Raw genomic sequence first — 15437 nt, 5'->3', positions numbered from 1 at the left:
CGGTCACGGCAAAAGACGTGCAAATATCGTTTATGGTGCTTGTAATGTATTGATTTTAATTTATTTATTCTGACTTGTGACGCCTGCTCATCCGCCGCGGCGGAGCCTTTGTGAGAGCTCTCACATAACCCGGTGATCGCGATTTGTTACACTTTCCGCCGTCAACAAAGGAATGAAAGCGAGACGTGATGAATACTTTTTCTCTGCCTAAAACTCAGCATCTGGTGGTTTTCCAGGAAGTGATCCGCAGCGGGTCAATCGGGGCTGGAGCAAAAGCGTTAGGACTCACTCAGCCGGCGGTCAGTAAAATCATTGGCGACATGGAAAGCTATTTTGGCAGCGAGTTAATCGTTCGGCGAAATACCGGCGTCTCGCTCACCGAGGCCGGGCAGGTATTTCTTAACTGGTCAGAGACAATCACCCGTGAAATGAAAAATATGGTCAATGAAATGAATGCCCTGACCAACAGCACGGTAGTGGATGTCTCCTTTGGTTTCCCCTCGCTGGTGGGGTTTACCTTTATGTCGGAGATGGTGCATCAGTTTAAAATGACCTTCCCCAAGGCGCGGGTCTCAATGTATGAGGCGCAGCTCTCCGCCTTTTTGCCGGCAATCCGCGACGGCCGCCTCGACTTCGCCATCGGGACGCTGAGCGATGAGATGAAGCTGCAGGACCTGCACGTCGAGCCGCTGTTTGAGTCTGAGTTTGTGTTGGTGGCGAACCGGGCGCGGATCGGCAACGGCACCGTCCGCCTGGCCTCGCTCCAGCACGAGCAGTGGGTGCTGCCGGAGACCAATATGGGTTACTACAGCGAACTGCTGACCACCCTGCAGCGCAGCGGCATCCGCCGCGAAAATATCGTCAATACCGATTCGGTGGTGACGATCTATAACCTGGTGCTCAATGCCGATTTTCTGACGGTCATTCCCTGCGACATGACCACGCCGTTCGGCTCGAGCCAGTTTGTCACCATCCCCATTAAAGAGGCCTTGCCGGTGGCGCGCTATGCGGCGGTGTGGTCGAAAAATTACCGGCTGAAAACCGCGGCGGCGTCGCTGGTGGAGATGGCGAAACAGTATTCATCGGGGCAGGGCAACCGCCACTGGCAGCCAATAGAAATTGCCTGACTGATAGTTATTAAATAACCCAACACCCATCCTCGCTGTTATCAGCAGGATGACGCCCGGTTATTGACTTTATCTTAAGAAACAGAGGCCATCATGCATATTACCTACGATCTTCCGGTATCGATTAACGATATTCTCGAAGCGAAACAACGCCTGGCAGGAAAGATATATAAAACGGGTATGCCGCGCTCGAATTATTTTAGCGAACGCTGCAAGGGGGAAATATTTCTTAAATTCGAAAATATGCAGCGCACGGGCTCATTTAAAATTCGCGGCGCCTTTAATAAGCTCAGCGGGTTAACCGCGGCGGAAAAACGCAAAGGGGTGGTGGCCTGCTCAGCGGGCAACCACGCCCAGGGCGTCTCGCTCTCCTGCGCCATGCTCGGCATTGACGGGAAAGTGGTGATGCCGAAAGGGGCGCCGAAATCGAAAGTCGCCGCCACCTGCGATTATTCGGCGGAGGTGGTGCTGCATGGCGATAATTTTAACGATACCCTCGCCAAAGCCAGCGATATTGTTGAACTTGAAGGCCGTATTTTTATTCCCCCCTATGACGACCCGCAGGTTATTGCCGGGCAGGGCACCATCGGTCTCGAAATATTAGAAGATCTGTATGACGTGGATAATGTCATCGTGCCGATTGGCGGCGGTGGCTTAATTGCCGGCATCGCGATTGCGATTAAATCCATTAACCCGACGATCCGTATTATCGGCGTGCAGTCGGAGAATGTTCACGGTATGGCCGCCTCCTGGTACGCCGGAGAGATCACCAGCCATCGCCACGCCGGCACTTTAGCCGATGGCTGCGATGTCGCCCGCCCGGGGAAACTGACCTATGAAATCGCCCGCCAGCTGGTGGATGACATCGTCCTCGTCAGTGAGGACGACATTCGCCAGAGCATGGTCGCCTTAATTCAGCGCAATAAAGTGATCACCGAAGGGGCCGGGGCCTTGGCCTGCGCCGCGTTATTAAGCGGCAAATTAGACAGCTATATCCAGAACCGCAAAACGGTCAGCCTGATTTCCGGCGGCAATATCGATCTCTCGCGGGTCTCGCAAATTACGGGTTTTGTTGACGCTTAATTCAATACAGAAGTGAGGACAGGATATGAGTACGACTGAGAGCATTGCATCCAGCCAGACAAGCCTTTCGTCCTGGCGTAAATCTGACACCACCTGGACCCTGGGCCTGTTTGGCACCGCTATCGGCGCCGGGGTACTGTTTTTCCCCATCCGCGCCGGCTTCGGCGGGCTGATCCCGATCCTGGTGATGCTGGTGCTGGCCTATCCCATTGCCTTCTATTGCCATCGGGCGCTGGCGCGGCTGTGCCTGTCGGGGGCTAACCCCTCCGGCAATATCACCGAAACGGTGGAAGAGCATTTTGGCAAAACCGGCGGGGTGGTGATCACCTTTCTGTACTTCTTCGCCATCTGCCCGCTGCTGTGGATTTATGGCGTCACGATCACCAATACCTTCATGACCTTCTGGGAGAACCAGCTACAGATGCCGGCCCTCAACCGCGGGGTGGTGGCGCTGCTCCTGCTGCTGCTGATGGCGTTTGTCATCTGGTTTGGTAAAGACCTGATGGTCAAGGTGATGAGCTATCTGGTGTGGCCGTTTATCGCCAGCCTGGTGGTGATCTCCCTGTCTCTGATCCCTTACTGGAATAGCGCGGTGATTGACCAGGTGAACCTCAGCGATATCGCCTTAACCGGTCATGACGGCATTCTGGTGACAGTATGGCTGGGCATCTCCATTATGGTGTTCTCCTTCAACTTCTCGCCGATCGTCTCCTCGTTTGTGGTCTCCAAACGCGAAGAGTATGAAGCGCAGTTTGGCCGGGAGTACACCGAACAAAAATGTTCGCAGATTATCTCCCGGGCCAGCATGCTGATGGTGGCGGTGGTGATGTTCTTCGCCTTCAGCTGCCTGTTTACCCTCTCGCCGCAGAACATGGCGGACGCCAAGGCGCAGAATATCCCGGTGCTCTCCTATCTGGCGAATCACTTTGCCTCGATGTCGGGCACTAAATCCACCTTTGCCACCCTGCTGGAATATGGCGCGTCGATTATCGCCCTGGTGGCCATCTTCAAATCGTTCTTCGGCCACTATCTCGGCACCCTCGAGGGGCTGAACGGGCTGATCCTGCGCTTCGGCTATAAAGGGGATAAAACCCGCGTCTCCAGCGGCAAGCTCAATACCCTGAGCATGGTGTTCATCATGGGCTCGACCTGGGTGGTGGCGTATGCCAACCCCAATATCCTCGACCTGATTGAGGCCATGGGCGCGCCGATTATCGCCTCGCTGCTGTGTCTGCTGCCGATGTACGCCATTCGTAAAGCGCCTTCGCTGGCCAAATACCGTGGCCGTCTCGACAACCTCTTTGTGACCGCTATTGGTCTGCTGACCATCCTCAACATCGTTTACAAACTGTTCTAATCCGGCTCAGGCCACGCGGAGTACAACATGACTGAATTTCCGGTAGTTCTGGTGATCAACTGCGGCTCGTCGTCGATCAAATTTTCCGTGCTGGACGCCGCCAGCTGCGACTGCCTGCTCAACGGCGTGGCCGAGGGCATCAACGCAGACCAGGCGTCTCTCTCGCTTAACGGCGGCAAACCGGTGGCGCTGGCGCCGCGCGGCTACGAAGGCGCCCTCCAGGCGATTGCCGGGGCATTAGCCCAACGCGACCTCATCGGCAGCGTGGCCCTGATTGGCCACCGCGTCGCCCACGGCGGCGACCTCTTCACCGAGTCGGTCATTATCAGCGAGGAGGTTATCGACAATATTCGCCAGGTGTCGTCCCTGGCCCCCCTGCATAACTACGCCAGCCTCAGCGGCATCGCCTCGGCGCAGCGGCTGTTCCCGGAGGTGATGCAGGTGGCGGTCTTTGATACCAGCTTTCACCAGACCCTGGCCCCGGAAGCCTTTCTCTATGGTCTGCCGTGGGAGTATTACCAGAACCTCGGGGTGCGCCGCTATGGCTTCCACGGCACCTCGCACCGCTATGTCTCCCGGCGCGCCCTGGCGCTGCTCGGGTTGCCGGAGCAGGAGAGTGGTCTGGTGATCGCCCACCTGGGCAATGGCGCCTCGGTCTGCGCAGTGCGCAACGGCCGCAGCGTAGACACCTCGATGGGGATGACGCCGCTGGAGGGGCTGATGATGGGCACCCGCAGCGGCGATGTCGACTTCGGCGCCATGGCGTGGATTGCCGCGGAAACCCGGCAGACCCTCAGTGACCTGGAGCGGGTGGCCAACACCGCCTCCGGCCTGCTGGGGATCTCCGGCCTTTCCTCCGACCTGCGGGTGCTGGAGCAGGCCTGGCATGAGGGCCATGCCCGCGCCCGCCTGGCGATCAAAACCTTCGTCCATCGCATCGCCCGCCATATCGCCGGCCACGCCGCCGCGCTGCAGCGTCTCGACGGCATTATTTTTACCGGCGGGATTGGCGAAAACTCGGTGCTAATCCGCCGGCTGGTAAGCGAGCGGCTGGCGGTCTTTGGCCTTGAGATGGACGCCGCCCGCAACCAGCAGCCCAATTCGGACGGTGAGCGTCTGATCTCCGCCGACGGCAGCCGGGTGCGCTGTGCGGTTATCCCCACCAATGAAGAGCGCATGATTGCCCTCGATGCGATCCGCTTAGGCCGGATCCACACCGCGGCGGCGCTGGCCTGATTTTTTTATTCTGTAGAGAGACGATGTTCATGAAAGTAGATATCGACACCCACGACGCACAATACGCCGACGCCTGGCAGGGCTTTCGCGGTACGGCGTGGCAAACGCAGATTAACGTTCGCGACTTTATTCAGCATAACTACACCCCTTACGAGGGCGATGAGTCTTTCCTCGCCGACGCGACGCCGGCCACCACCGCCCTCTGGGAGCAAGTGATGGCCGGGATCCGCGTCGAGAACGCCACCCATGCGCCGGTGGATTTCGACACCAATGTCGCTACCTCCATCACCGCCCACGCGGCGGGCTATATCAACCAGCCGCTGGAAAAGATCGTCGGCCTGCAAACGGACCAGCCGCTGAAGCGCGCTCTGCATCCCTTTGGTGGCATCAATATGATCAAAAACGCCTTCGAGGCCTATGGTCGCGAAATGGATCCTGACTTTGAGTATCAGTTTACGGCGCTGCGCAAGACCCACAATCAGGGCGTTTTTGACGTCTATTCCCCGGATATGCTGCGCTGCCGTAAATCCGGGGTGCTGACCGGGCTGCCGGACGGCTACGGTCGCGGACGGATCATCGGCGATTACCGCCGCGTGGCGCTGTACGGCATTCGCTTTCTGGTCCGCGAACGTGAGCTGCAGTTTGCCGACCTGCAGCCAGCCCTGGAGCGCGGCGAGGCGCTGGAGGCCACCCTGCGCCTGCGCGAAGAGCTGGCCGAACAGCGGCGCGCGCTGCTGCAGATGGAGGAGATGGCGGCCCGCTACGGCTGCGATATTTCCCACCCGGCGCGCACTGCCCGTGAGGCGGTACAGTGGCTCTACTTCGCCTACCTGGCGGCAGTGAAGTCGCAGAACGGCGGCGCCATGTCGCTGGGGCGCACGGCCACCTTCCTCGACATCTATATTGAACGCGATCTGCGCGCCGGCTTACTGAATGAGGAGCAGGCCCAGGAGCTGATTGACCACTTCATCATGAAGATCCGCATGGTGCGTTTCCTGCGCACCCCGGAATTTGATTCGCTGTTCTCCGGGGATCCCATCTGGGCGACGGAAGTGCTGGGCGGCATGGGGCTGGATGGTCGCACCCTGGTCAGCAAAACCACCTTCCGCTATCTGCATACCCTGCACACCATGGGCCCGGCGCCGGAGCCCAACCTGACCGTGCTCTGGTCGCAGGCGCTGCCGGTGGCGTTTAAAAAATACGCCGCCCGGGTCTCTATCGCCACCTCGTCGCTGCAGTATGAGAACGACGATCTGATGCGCAGCGATTTCCACAGCGACGACTACGCCATCGCCTGCTGCGTCAGCCCGATGGTCATCGGCAAGCAGATGCAATTCTTCGGCGCCCGCGCCAATTTGGCCAAAACGTTGCTCTACGCAATTAACGGCGGGATGGATGAGAAACTGAAGATCCAGGTGGGGCCGAAAACCGCGCCGCTGCGCGATGAGGTGCTGGACTACGACACCGTGATGGCCAGCCTCGACCACTTTATGGACTGGCTGGCGGTGCAGTACATCAGCGCGCTGAACATCATCCACTGCATGCATGATAAATACAGCTACGAGGCGGCGCTGATGGCCCTCCACGACCGCGACGTTTACCGCACGATGGCCTGTGGCATCGCCGGCCTGTCGGTGGCGGCGGATTCGCTGTCGGCAATAAAGTACGCCCGGGTGAAGCCGGTACGCGACCATCACGGGCTGGCGGTGGACTTTGTCATTGAGGGGGATTATCCGCAGTATGGCAACAACGACGATCGCGTCGATGCCATCGCCTGCGACCTGGTGGAGCGCTTTATGCGCAAAATTCAGGCGCTGCCCACCTGGCGCCAGGCGGTGCCGACCCAGTCGATCCTGACCATCACCTCCAACGTGGTGTACGGGCAGAAAACCGGCAACACGCCGGACGGACGTCGGGCGGGGACGCCGTTCGCCCCGGGGGCCAATCCGATGCATGGCCGCGATCGCAAAGGGGCGGTGGCGTCGCTGACCTCGGTGGCGAAACTGCCGTTTACCTACGCCAAAGATGGCATCTCGTACACCTTCTCCATCGTGCCGGCGGCCCTCGGCAAAGCGCCGTCGGCGCAGGAAAATAACCTGGTGGGGCTGCTGGACGGCTACTTCCATCACGAGGAGACGGTGGAGGGGGGACAGCATCTCAACGTCAATGTGCTGAACCGGGAAAAGCTGCTCGATGCGATAGAACATCCGGAGCAGTATCCGAATCTGACGATCAGGGTCTCTGGCTATGCGGTCCGCTTTAACGCGCTGACCCGCGAGCAGCAGCAGGATGTGATCTCCCGAACGTTCACCAGCCAACTCTGAGCGGCCGCCGGGCCACAGGGGAGCCCTTAACGGGCTCTCCTGTTATCATCTTCACATTACCGCAACAAAATAATCACCACTGTTGATCATATTCGCATTTTTGCACCACGCTGGCGCGCAGCGAGCGCTAACTGCATCTATGTTTAGCTCACGGGCCGGTACGGATACCGCGTTGTCCGGCTCGCCACGTGATGGCAACCAATCTCCTGACCTGAAAGGGAATGCGCCCTTGCCGGATGCGGCACGGGTTGCCGTCGCGTGCGCACCGACCGGGGCGTCCGCTCTCCGGCGCGCCCTCTCTACCTGGCGGGATTTTTGCTTCTTCCACCCTGGCCGTCCTGGCGCTGCGCCTGCGTCGGCACCACACGGTAAGTGATATTTTCTGCGTCATTCCATGACGCCAGGCTCTAAATCGCTGAGGAATATCCGAATGTCTTTGAAACTGAAAACAATGACGCTTCATGTTGTGATAGCAGGTTGTATGAGCATGGCCTTTTACGCCCAGGCTGACGTGAAGATCGGCGTCGCCGGGCCCTTCACCGGCCCCAACGCTACCTACGGCGCCCAGTACTGGAAAGGGGCCTCGCAGGCGGTGGCTGATATCAATGCCGCCGGCGGCATCAAAGGCGAAAAAATTGTGCTGGTGCAGGGGGATGACGCGTGCGAACCGAAACAGGCGGTAGCGGTGGCTAACCGGCTGGTGGACGAAGCGAAAGTCTCCGCCGTGGTGGGGCACTTTTGCTCTTCCTCAACGATGCCAGCCTCCGAGGTGTATGACGAAGCCGGGATCCTGACCATTACCCCCGGCTCCACCAACCCACAGATCACCGAGCGCGGCATGAAGGATCTCTTCCGCATGTGTGGTCGCGACGATCAGCAGGGGGCGATTGCCGCCAACTATATGCTGGACGTGCTGAAGGCGAAGAAAATTGCCGTCATCCATGATAAAGACACCTATGGCCAGGGGCTGGCCGATGCCACCCGCGCAGCGCTTGCGAAGCGGGGCACCAAAGAAGTGTTGTACGAAGGCCTCTCCCGCGGTGAAAAAGACTTTAACGCCCTGGTGACCAAGATCGGCGCCCTCAAGCCGGACGTGGTCTACTTTGGCGGCTGCCACCCTGAGGCCGGCCCGCTGGTGCGCCAGATGCGCGAGCAGGGAGTGCAGGCTAAATTCTTCTCCGGCGACTGTATCGTCACCGAGGAGCTGGTGACGGCCGCCGGCGGGCCGCAGTTCACCAACGGCGTGCTGATGACCTTTGGTCAGGACCCGCGCACCCTCCCGGAAGGCAAAGCGGTGATCGAGAAGTTCCGCGCCAGCGGCTTTGAGCCAGAAGGCTATACCCTCTACGCCTACGCCTCCATTCAGGCTATTGCCGCGGCCTGGAACGCCGTCGGCACTGATAACGCCAAAGCCAGCGACTGGCTGAAGAACCACGACGTCGAGACGGTGATGGGCAAGAAAGCCTGGGATGGCAAAGGCGACCTCAAGGTGTCCGACTACGTGGTCTATCAGTGGGATGACAAGGGCAAATATCACCAGCTCTGATCGGCCACGACCTGAGGACGTTCTGTCCTTTTGACTTGCGAATCGTCACATGACGGCGGTCGACCGGGTACCCATCCCGGCGGCCGTCGGCCTGGCGGCTGGAGGGGCTATGACGGCGTTTTTTCTACAACAACTGATCAATGGGTTGACGCTGGGGGCGGTGTACGGCTTAATCGCCATCGGCTACACCATGGTGTATGGGATCATCGGCATGATCAACTTCGCCCACGGCGAGGTGTATATGGTCTCCGCCTACCTGTGCGCCATCGGCCTGGCGCTGCTCTCTTTCTTCGGGATCCACTCCTTTCCGCTGCTGATTTTCGCCACCCTGGTGTTCACCATCGTGGTCACCGGCGTGTACGGCTGGGCGATCGAGCGCATCGCCTACCGGCCGCTGCGCAACTCGACGCGCCTGGCGCCGCTGATCTCGGCTATCGGGATGTCGCTGATCCTGCAGAACTATGTCCAGATGAGCCAGGGGCCGAACCAGCAGGGGATCCCGACGCTGCTCAGCGGCGCGCTGCGGATGACGGTGGGCGATGGGGTGGTGCAGATCACCTGGACCAAGGTGTTTATTCTCGTCGCGGCGCTGGCGGGGATGCTGATCCTGACCTGGATTATTCAGTACACCCGGCTGGGGCGCATCTGCCGTGCCACCCAGCAGGACCGGCGCATGGCGGCGATCCTTGGCATCAATACCGACCGGGTGATCTCCCTGGTGTTTGTCATCGGCGCGGCGATGGCCGGCCTGGCCGGGGTGCTGGTGACCATGAACTACGGCACCTTCGACTTCTACATCGGATTTATTATCGGCATCAAAGCCTTCACCGCCGCGGTGTTGGGCGGGATTGGCTCGCTGCCGGGCGCGATGCTGGGCGGACTGCTGCTTGGGGTGGCCGAAGCCCAGTTCGCCGGGCTGGTGAATTCGGATTACAAAGATGTCTTTTCCTTTGCGCTGCTGGTGGCGATCCTGATTTTTCGCCCGCAGGGGCTGCTGGGTCGTCCGCTGGTGGCCAAGGTCTGAGGGGGCTCTATGGGTGAACTGACGCGCCAGCCTGCGCGGGAAATCAAAAGCGCGCTGATCGACAGCGTGCTGGCCGGTCTTTGCGCATTAATTGTCTTTGGCCCGATCGTCGGCGTGGTGCTCAAAGGGTATGGCTTTACCCTCGCGCCCGCGCGGGTGGCGATCCTGGTGGCGGTGGTGATGGCCGGCAGGCTGGCGCTCAGCCTGCTGCTGCAGAGCCACAGGGGAAAAGCCTTTATTGCCCGCTTTGAGGGGGCGGATGACGGGGTGTACGTCCGGCCGCCGGGCTACCGCTCGCGGCTGCGCTGGATAATGCCGATGCTGGTGGGCCTGGCCATTGTCTTTCCGTTTCTCGCCACAAAATATCTGCTGACCGTGGCCATCCTTGGGCTGATCTACGTTCTGCTTGGCCTGGGGTTAAATATTGTGGTGGGCCTCGCGGGGCTGCTCGATCTGGGCTATGTGGCGTTTTACGCCATCGGCGCCTACGGCCTGGCGCTGGGCTACCAGTACCTCGGGCTCGGCTTCTGGGCGATGCTGCCGCTGGGGGCGGTGATGGCGGCCCTCGCCGGGGCATTGCTTGGCTTTCCGGTGTTGCGCATGCATGGCGACTACCTGGCTATCGTCACCCTCGGCTTTGGCGAAATTATCCGCCTGGTGCTCAACAACTGGGTGAGCTTCACCGGCGGCCCTAACGGCGTACCGGTGCCGTCCCCTACGCTGTTTGGCCTCGAATTTACCCGCCGGGCTAAGGATGGCGGCATCCCCGTCCATGAGTTCTTCCACGTCAGTTACAACCCCAACCTGAAATTCATCTTTCTCTACGCCGTGCTGTGCCTGGTGGTGATGCTGGTGCTGCTGGTGAAGCATCGCCTGACGCGGATGCCCATCGGCCGCGCCTGGGAGGCGCTGCGCGAGGATGAGATCGCCTGTCGGGCGATGGGGCTCAACCACGTGCTGGTCAAGCTCTCGGCGTTTATGCTCGGCGCGTCGACCGCCGGCATCGCCGGGGTGTTCTTCGCCAGCTATCAGGGATTTGTTAACCCGACGTCGTTCACCTTTTTTGAGTCGGCGCTGATCCTGGCGATTGTGGTGCTGGGAGGAATGGGCTCCACCCTGGGGGTGGTGCTGGCGGCGTTTGTCCTGACGGTCACCCCGGAGCTGCTGCGCGGGTTTGACGAATATCGCGTGCTGCTGTTTGGCGTACTGATGGTGATGATGATGATCTGGCGGCCGCGCGGCCTGGTGCGCACCAGCCGCAGCGGGGTAGCGTGGCGAAAAGGAGTCGCGCCATGACCGACAGCATCTTACGCGTTGAGCATCTGATGATGCATTTCGGCGGCATCAAAGCGCTGAATGACGTCAATCTGGAGGTGGAGCGGGGGTCGATCACCGCCCTGATCGGCCCCAACGGCGCGGGCAAAACCACGGTATTTAACTGCCTGACCGGCTTTTATCGGGCGACGGGGGGGAGCATCGTGCTGCGGGCGCGGGAAAAGGTCACCGATGTCATTCAGGTGCTGGGGCAAAAGCTTCACCCGGACGATTTTCTCCACCCGGCGCAGCTGGGGCGGCGGATCTATTACAAGATGTTCGGCGGCACCCATCTGGTGAACCGCGCCGGCCTGGCGCGTACCTTCCAGAATATTCGCCTGTTCCGCGAGATGTCGGTGATTGAGAACCTGCTGGTGGCCCAGCATACCCAGGTTAACCGCCATCTGCTGGCCGGGATCCTCAATACTCGCGGCTATCGGCAGGCGGAGAGTCAGGCGCTGGATCGCGCTTTTTACTGGCTGGAGGTGGTGGATATGGTGGACTGTGCCAACCGTCTGGCGGGAACGCTTTCCTACGGACAGCAGCGGCGGCTGGAGATCGCCCGCGCCATGTGCACCCGCCCGGAGATGATCTGTCTGGATGAGCCGGCGGCCGGACTCAACCCGGTGGAAACCCAGGCGCTGAGCCGGATTATCCGCTTTCTGCGTCAGCAGCACGGCATCACGGTGCTATTGATCGAACATGATATGGGGATGGTGATGGAGATTTCGGATCATATCATCGTGCTCGACCACGGGGACGTCATCGCCCGCGGCGCGCCGCAGGCGATCCAGGCCAACGCCAGCGTGATTGCCGCCTATCTTGGCGCTGAGGAAGAGGAGACCCGCCGATGAGCCAGCCACTGCTTGCCTTTGATGAGGTGGATGTCTTCTACGGGCCGATCCACGCCCTGAAGCAGGTCTCCCTCACCGTCAACGAGGGGGAGACGGTGGCGCTGATTGGCGCCAACGGCGCCGGTAAATCAACGCTGCTGATGTCGGTCTTCGGCCAGCCGCGCATTGCCGGCGGGGAGATTTTCTATCGCGGGGAGGCGATCAGCCGGAAATCGACCCACTTTATCGCCAGCAACGGCATCGCCCAAGCCCCGGAAGGGCGGCGCATTTTTCCCGATATGACCGTCGAGGAGAATCTGCTGATGGGGACCATTGCCATCGGCAACCGCTATCAGGCCGAGGACAAGGCCCGGATGTACCAGCTGTTCCCCCGGCTGGAAGAGCGGCGGGGACAGCGGGCGATGACCCTCTCCGGCGGCGAGCAGCAGATGCTGGCCATCGCCAGGGCGCTGATGAGCCGGCCGCGCCTGCTGCTGCTGGATGAGCCGAGCCTGGGGCTGGCGCCGCTGGTGGTGAAGCAGATATTTCAGATCCTGCGCGAGCTGACGGCCCAGGGAATGACGCTGTTTCTGGTGGAGCAGAACGCCCGCCATGCCCTCAACCTGTCGGACCGCGCCTATGTGATGGTGAACGGTCAAATCCGCCTGAGCGGTAGCGGCCAGGCGCTGCTCAACGACCCGGAGGTGCGTAAGGCGTATCTGGGGATCAGCGGCTGAGAGAGTTAATCCTGCGCTTCGTTACGGGTTTTAATGTGCTGCCAGAAACGTTCGGCGGCCTGGTTAAGCCGCGAGCCGGAGCGGTAGAGCCAGGCGCCGATCGGCAGCGACAGGCTCTCATCGAGGATCGTCAGTCGGCCTTCGTCCAGCTCGCGCTGAATAGAGTACTGCGGCAGCCAGCCCACGCCGTCGCCATTGAGGATCATGCGCTTGAGCAGCTCGCTCATGGAAGAGACAAAGGTGAGGGAGAAGGTGATCTCCGGCGTGCGGTCGATCACCTGGTTCACCTGGCGCCCCATATAGCTGTCGTTGGCGTATTTCATCAGCGGCAGCACGCCGCGATGTAAATGAAACAGCGGCCGGCCATGTTCGTCGCAGGGGGAGACCAGGTGTAGGTAAGAATCAAAAATTTTATGATTAATAAACGGATAGTTCATTAATTCTTCATTATAGAAGGAGAGGATAAAATCGCTTTTACCCTCTTTCAGGTTAAATACGGCGTCGTTGACGTTAATCGATTCAACATGAAAAGTCTTATTTTTACGGTCGGTGTAACCGGCGATAATTTCCGGCAGCAATAACACCGACAGCGAAGGGGCGGCGTCGATTCTTATTTTTTGCGTGGTGTTATTTAAACCTTTAATACGGCTGATCTGAAAATCCATATCGTCGAGCATATTTCGCGCATAGCCGACAAAAATTTTCCCGCGGTTGGTCAACTGCAGGGGGTTGGCGCTGCGGTCGAAGATGCTGAATCCGAGGGAAGCCTCCAGCGACTGGATGCGTCGGCTGAACGAGGACTGGGAGATATTGCGGGCTTTGGCCGCCAGGGTAAAGCTGCGTGACTCCTCGAGAGCAATCACATCATACAGCCATTTAACTTCCAGATTTGCCAACACCGATCCAGTCCTCAAAAACGCAATAAAGGCTATGCAATTTTAGCATAGCGCATAGAAACTATGCAATTAACATAATTATCGACAGGTGTTAACATTTTTTGGAAAGTTGAGATTTATGAATGCGTATCGGCGACCCTACATGAGCACGATATGAAATCGCGACTCACGGTTATTTATTGCTTTATTTCATTGCCCCGGAATTATCTTATTCAATAGCGGGCGACGAAGACGAAAGCAATGAATAACCCAGGCCTCTTACCTTAAATAGTTTGTCAGGAGTTCCATGTCACAACAAATTGAATCAGTAAAAATGGCTCTGCAGGAGCTGGGGATTAATGCAAGCGGCGAATTGTTTTACAACCCTGATTACGATTTGCTTATTGCACATGAAACCTCCCCTGAGCTGACCGGCGCGGCCCGCGGCGTGATGACCGACTCTGGTGCTGTGGCAGTGGATACCGGTATCTTCACCGGCCGCTCGCCGCGCGATAAATATATCGTCAGAGACGAGCAGACGCGCGACACCGTATGGTGGGCTGACTCCGGCCTCGGCCGCAATGACAATAAGCCATTATCGCCAGACGTGTGGCGCAGCCTGAAAAGCCTGGTCGCAGGCCAGCTGAACGGCAAAAAACTGTACATCATCGACGCCTGGTGCGGCGCCAGCCCGGACACCCGCCTTGGCGTGCGCTTCGTTACCGAGGTGGCGTGGCAGGCCCACTTTGTCAAAAACATGTTTATCGTGCCGAGCGCCGACGAGCTGGCCAGCTTTACGCCAGACTTCGTGGTGCTCAACGGCGCCGGCTGCACCAATGCCAACTGGCAGGCGCAGGGCATGAACTCCGAGAACTTCGTCGCCTTTAACCTGAGCGAGCGTATTCAGCTCATCGGCGGCACCTGGTACGGCGGCGAAATGAAAAAAGGGATGTTCTCGGTCATGAACTACCTGCTGCCGCAGAAAGGCATCGCGTCGATGCACTGCTCGGCCAACCGTGGCGAAGCAGGGGACGTCGCGCTGTTCTTCGGCCTCTCCGGTACCGGCAAAACCACGCTGTCCACCGACCCGCATCGTCAGCTGATTGGCGATGACGAGCACGGCTGGGACGATGACGGGGTATTTAACTTCGAAGGCGGCTGCTACGCCAAGACCATTAATCTCGACCCGCAGGCGGAGCCGGAGATTTATGGCGCCATCCGCCGCAATGCGCTGCTGGAAAACGTGGTGGTGCGCGCCGACGGCAGCGTGGATTATGCCGACGGCAGCAAAACCGAGAATACCCGCGTCTCCTATCCGCTGTCGCATATCGACAATATCGTCAAGCCGGTGTCCCGCGCAGGCCATCCGTCGAAGGTCATTTTCCTTGCCGCTGACGCGTTTGGCGTCCTGCCGCCGGTCTCCCGTCTGACCACCGAGCAGATGCAGTACCATTTCCTGTCGGGCTTCACCTCGAAGCTGGCGGGCACCGAGCGTGGCATTACCCAGCCGACGCCGACCTTCTCCGCCTGCTACGGCGCGGCGTTCCTGCTGCTTCACCCGACCCAGTACGCCAGCGTCCTGGCGGCGAAGATGGCGGAATCCGGTGCGGAAGCCTGGCTGGTCAACACCGGCTGGAACGGCGAGGGCAAACGCCTGTCGCTGCGCGATACCCGCAGCATCATTAGCGCAATCCTCAACGGTACCACCGGCCCGCTGCGCGATGAGGCCATCCCGGTATTCAATCTTGCGATCCCGCAGAGCATTCCGGGAGTCGACAGCGCGGTGCTGGATCCGCGTAATGGCTGGAGCTCAGCGGATAAGTGGCAGGAGAAGGCGGAGAGTCTGGCTCAGCTGTTTATGGATAACTTTAAGCAGTACAGCGATACCGAAGCGGGCGCGCGTCTGGCGCTGGCCGGTCCGCAGCTGCAGAATAGCGCGGTCGAAGCCTGATCCGCGGCCGGCAGGTCGACGCCTGGCGCC

The 15437-nt window shown here is 59.6% G+C and carries 13 protein-coding genes; 11 read left to right on the top strand and 2 right to left on the bottom strand.

Features of this window, described 5'->3' with window-relative positions:
- Window positions 1–188 precede the first annotated feature (188 nt).
- From tdcA to pflB, 5 genes are all read left to right on the top strand, one after another.
- Window positions 189–1127 carry a transcriptional regulator TdcA gene (gene tdcA / locus GT756_RS15835; RefSeq protein WP_004203266.1) on the top strand — a complete coding sequence of 313 codons (939 nt, stop codon included), beginning with the start codon at window positions 189–191 and terminating at the stop codon, window positions 1125–1127.
- Between the two features lie 93 nt (window positions 1128–1220).
- Window positions 1221–2210, top strand: coding sequence for a bifunctional threonine ammonia-lyase/L-serine ammonia-lyase TdcB (gene tdcB, locus GT756_RS15830; RefSeq protein WP_004203265.1), 990 nt, complete (start codon window positions 1221–1223; stop codon window positions 2208–2210).
- Window positions 2211–2235: 25 nt separating this feature from the next.
- Window positions 2236–3567, top strand: a complete 1332-nt coding sequence (tdcC, locus tag GT756_RS15825; protein ID WP_004203264.1) for a threonine/serine transporter TdcC — start codon at window positions 2236–2238, stop codon at window positions 3565–3567.
- Between the two features lie 27 nt (window positions 3568–3594).
- On the top strand, window positions 3595–4803 hold the full coding sequence (tdcD, locus tag GT756_RS15820) for a propionate kinase (protein ID WP_017899865.1): 1209 nt from the start codon (window positions 3595–3597) through the stop codon (window positions 4801–4803).
- Between the two features lie 29 nt (window positions 4804–4832).
- Window positions 4833–7127: a formate C-acetyltransferase gene (pflB, locus tag GT756_RS15815; protein ID WP_004203262.1), complete on the top strand. Its 2295-nt coding sequence runs from the start codon at window positions 4833–4835 to the stop codon at window positions 7125–7127.
- Between the two features lie 51 nt (window positions 7128–7178).
- Here pflB and GT756_RS25920 read toward each other — a convergent pair whose 3' ends face one another.
- Window positions 7179–7325, bottom strand: coding sequence for a hypothetical protein (locus tag GT756_RS25920; protein ID WP_032425919.1), 147 nt, complete (start codon window positions 7323–7325; stop codon window positions 7179–7181).
- A 289-nt stretch (window positions 7326–7614) separates the two neighbouring features.
- On the opposite strand from GT756_RS25920, the gene GT756_RS15810 reads away from it, so the two are divergent.
- The 5 genes from GT756_RS15810 (at window position 7615) to GT756_RS15790 (ending at window position 12581) form a co-directional block, all read left to right on the top strand.
- Window positions 7615–8673: a branched-chain amino acid ABC transporter substrate-binding protein gene (locus GT756_RS15810; protein ID WP_025999207.1), complete on the top strand. Its 1059-nt coding sequence runs from the start codon at window positions 7615–7617 to the stop codon at window positions 8671–8673.
- A gap of 109 nt (window positions 8674–8782) precedes the next feature.
- The gene (locus GT756_RS15805) at window positions 8783–9697 is read left to right on the top strand and encodes a branched-chain amino acid ABC transporter permease (protein ID WP_049093373.1); all 915 of its coding nucleotides are present in this window, start codon (window positions 8783–8785) and stop codon (window positions 9695–9697) included.
- Window positions 9698–9706: 9 nt separating this feature from the next.
- Window positions 9707–10993, top strand: a complete 1287-nt coding sequence (gene livM, locus GT756_RS15800; protein ID WP_004203256.1) for a high-affinity branched-chain amino acid ABC transporter permease LivM — start codon at window positions 9707–9709, stop codon at window positions 10991–10993.
- The gene (locus tag GT756_RS15795; protein WP_004203255.1) at window positions 10990–11865 is read left to right on the top strand and encodes an ABC transporter ATP-binding protein; all 876 of its coding nucleotides are present in this window, start codon (window positions 10990–10992) and stop codon (window positions 11863–11865) included. The genes livM and GT756_RS15795 overlap by 4 nt, the downstream gene beginning before the upstream one ends.
- Window positions 11862–12581: an ABC transporter ATP-binding protein gene (locus tag GT756_RS15790; RefSeq protein WP_032456283.1), complete on the top strand. Its 720-nt coding sequence runs from the start codon at window positions 11862–11864 to the stop codon at window positions 12579–12581. The genes GT756_RS15795 and GT756_RS15790 overlap by 4 nt, the downstream gene beginning before the upstream one ends.
- 5 nt (window positions 12582–12586) lie before the next feature.
- Here the strand turns inward: GT756_RS15790 and GT756_RS15785 are convergent, their stop codons facing one another.
- Complete coding sequence (locus GT756_RS15785) at window positions 12587–13480, bottom strand: LysR substrate-binding domain-containing protein (RefSeq protein WP_004203253.1); 894 nt, start codon at window positions 13478–13480, stop codon at window positions 12587–12589.
- Between the two features lie 283 nt (window positions 13481–13763).
- On the opposite strand from GT756_RS15785, the gene pckA reads away from it, so the two are divergent.
- Window positions 13764–15407 carry a phosphoenolpyruvate carboxykinase (ATP) gene (gene pckA, locus GT756_RS15780; protein WP_160124912.1) on the top strand — a complete coding sequence of 548 codons (1644 nt, stop codon included), beginning with the start codon at window positions 13764–13766 and terminating at the stop codon, window positions 15405–15407.
- The last annotated feature ends 30 nt before the right edge of the window (window positions 15408–15437 follow it).

The sequence above is a fragment of the Klebsiella sp. Q2 genome (assembly GCF_009900705.1).
GTDB classification, from domain to species: domain Bacteria; phylum Pseudomonadota; class Gammaproteobacteria; order Enterobacterales; family Enterobacteriaceae; genus Klebsiella; species Klebsiella quasipneumoniae.
This window is presented reverse-complemented; position numbering and strand designations above follow the sequence as displayed.

Coding starts and splice junctions, on each gene's coding strand:
- tdcA (WP_004203266.1), top strand. CDS start 189: ATGAATACTTTTTCTCTGCCTAAAACTCAGCATCTGGTGGTTTTCCAG.
- tdcB (WP_004203265.1), top strand. CDS start 1,221: ATGCATATTACCTACGATCTTCCGGTATCGATTAACGATATTCTCGAA.
- tdcC (WP_004203264.1), top strand. CDS start 2,236: ATGAGTACGACTGAGAGCATTGCATCCAGCCAGACAAGCCTTTCGTCC.
- tdcD (WP_017899865.1), top strand. CDS start 3,595: ATGACTGAATTTCCGGTAGTTCTGGTGATCAACTGCGGCTCGTCGTCG.
- pflB (WP_004203262.1), top strand. CDS start 4,833: ATGAAAGTAGATATCGACACCCACGACGCACAATACGCCGACGCCTGG.
- GT756_RS15810 (WP_025999207.1), top strand. CDS start 7,615: ATGGCCTTTTACGCCCAGGCTGACGTGAAGATCGGCGTCGCCGGGCCC.
- GT756_RS15805 (WP_049093373.1), top strand. CDS start 8,783: ATGACGGCGTTTTTTCTACAACAACTGATCAATGGGTTGACGCTGGGG.
- livM (WP_004203256.1), top strand. CDS start 9,707: ATGGGTGAACTGACGCGCCAGCCTGCGCGGGAAATCAAAAGCGCGCTG.
- GT756_RS15795 (WP_004203255.1), top strand. CDS start 10,990: ATGACCGACAGCATCTTACGCGTTGAGCATCTGATGATGCATTTCGGC.
- GT756_RS15790 (WP_032456283.1), top strand. CDS start 11,862: ATGAGCCAGCCACTGCTTGCCTTTGATGAGGTGGATGTCTTCTACGGG.
- pckA (WP_160124912.1), top strand. CDS start 13,764: ATGTCACAACAAATTGAATCAGTAAAAATGGCTCTGCAGGAGCTGGGG.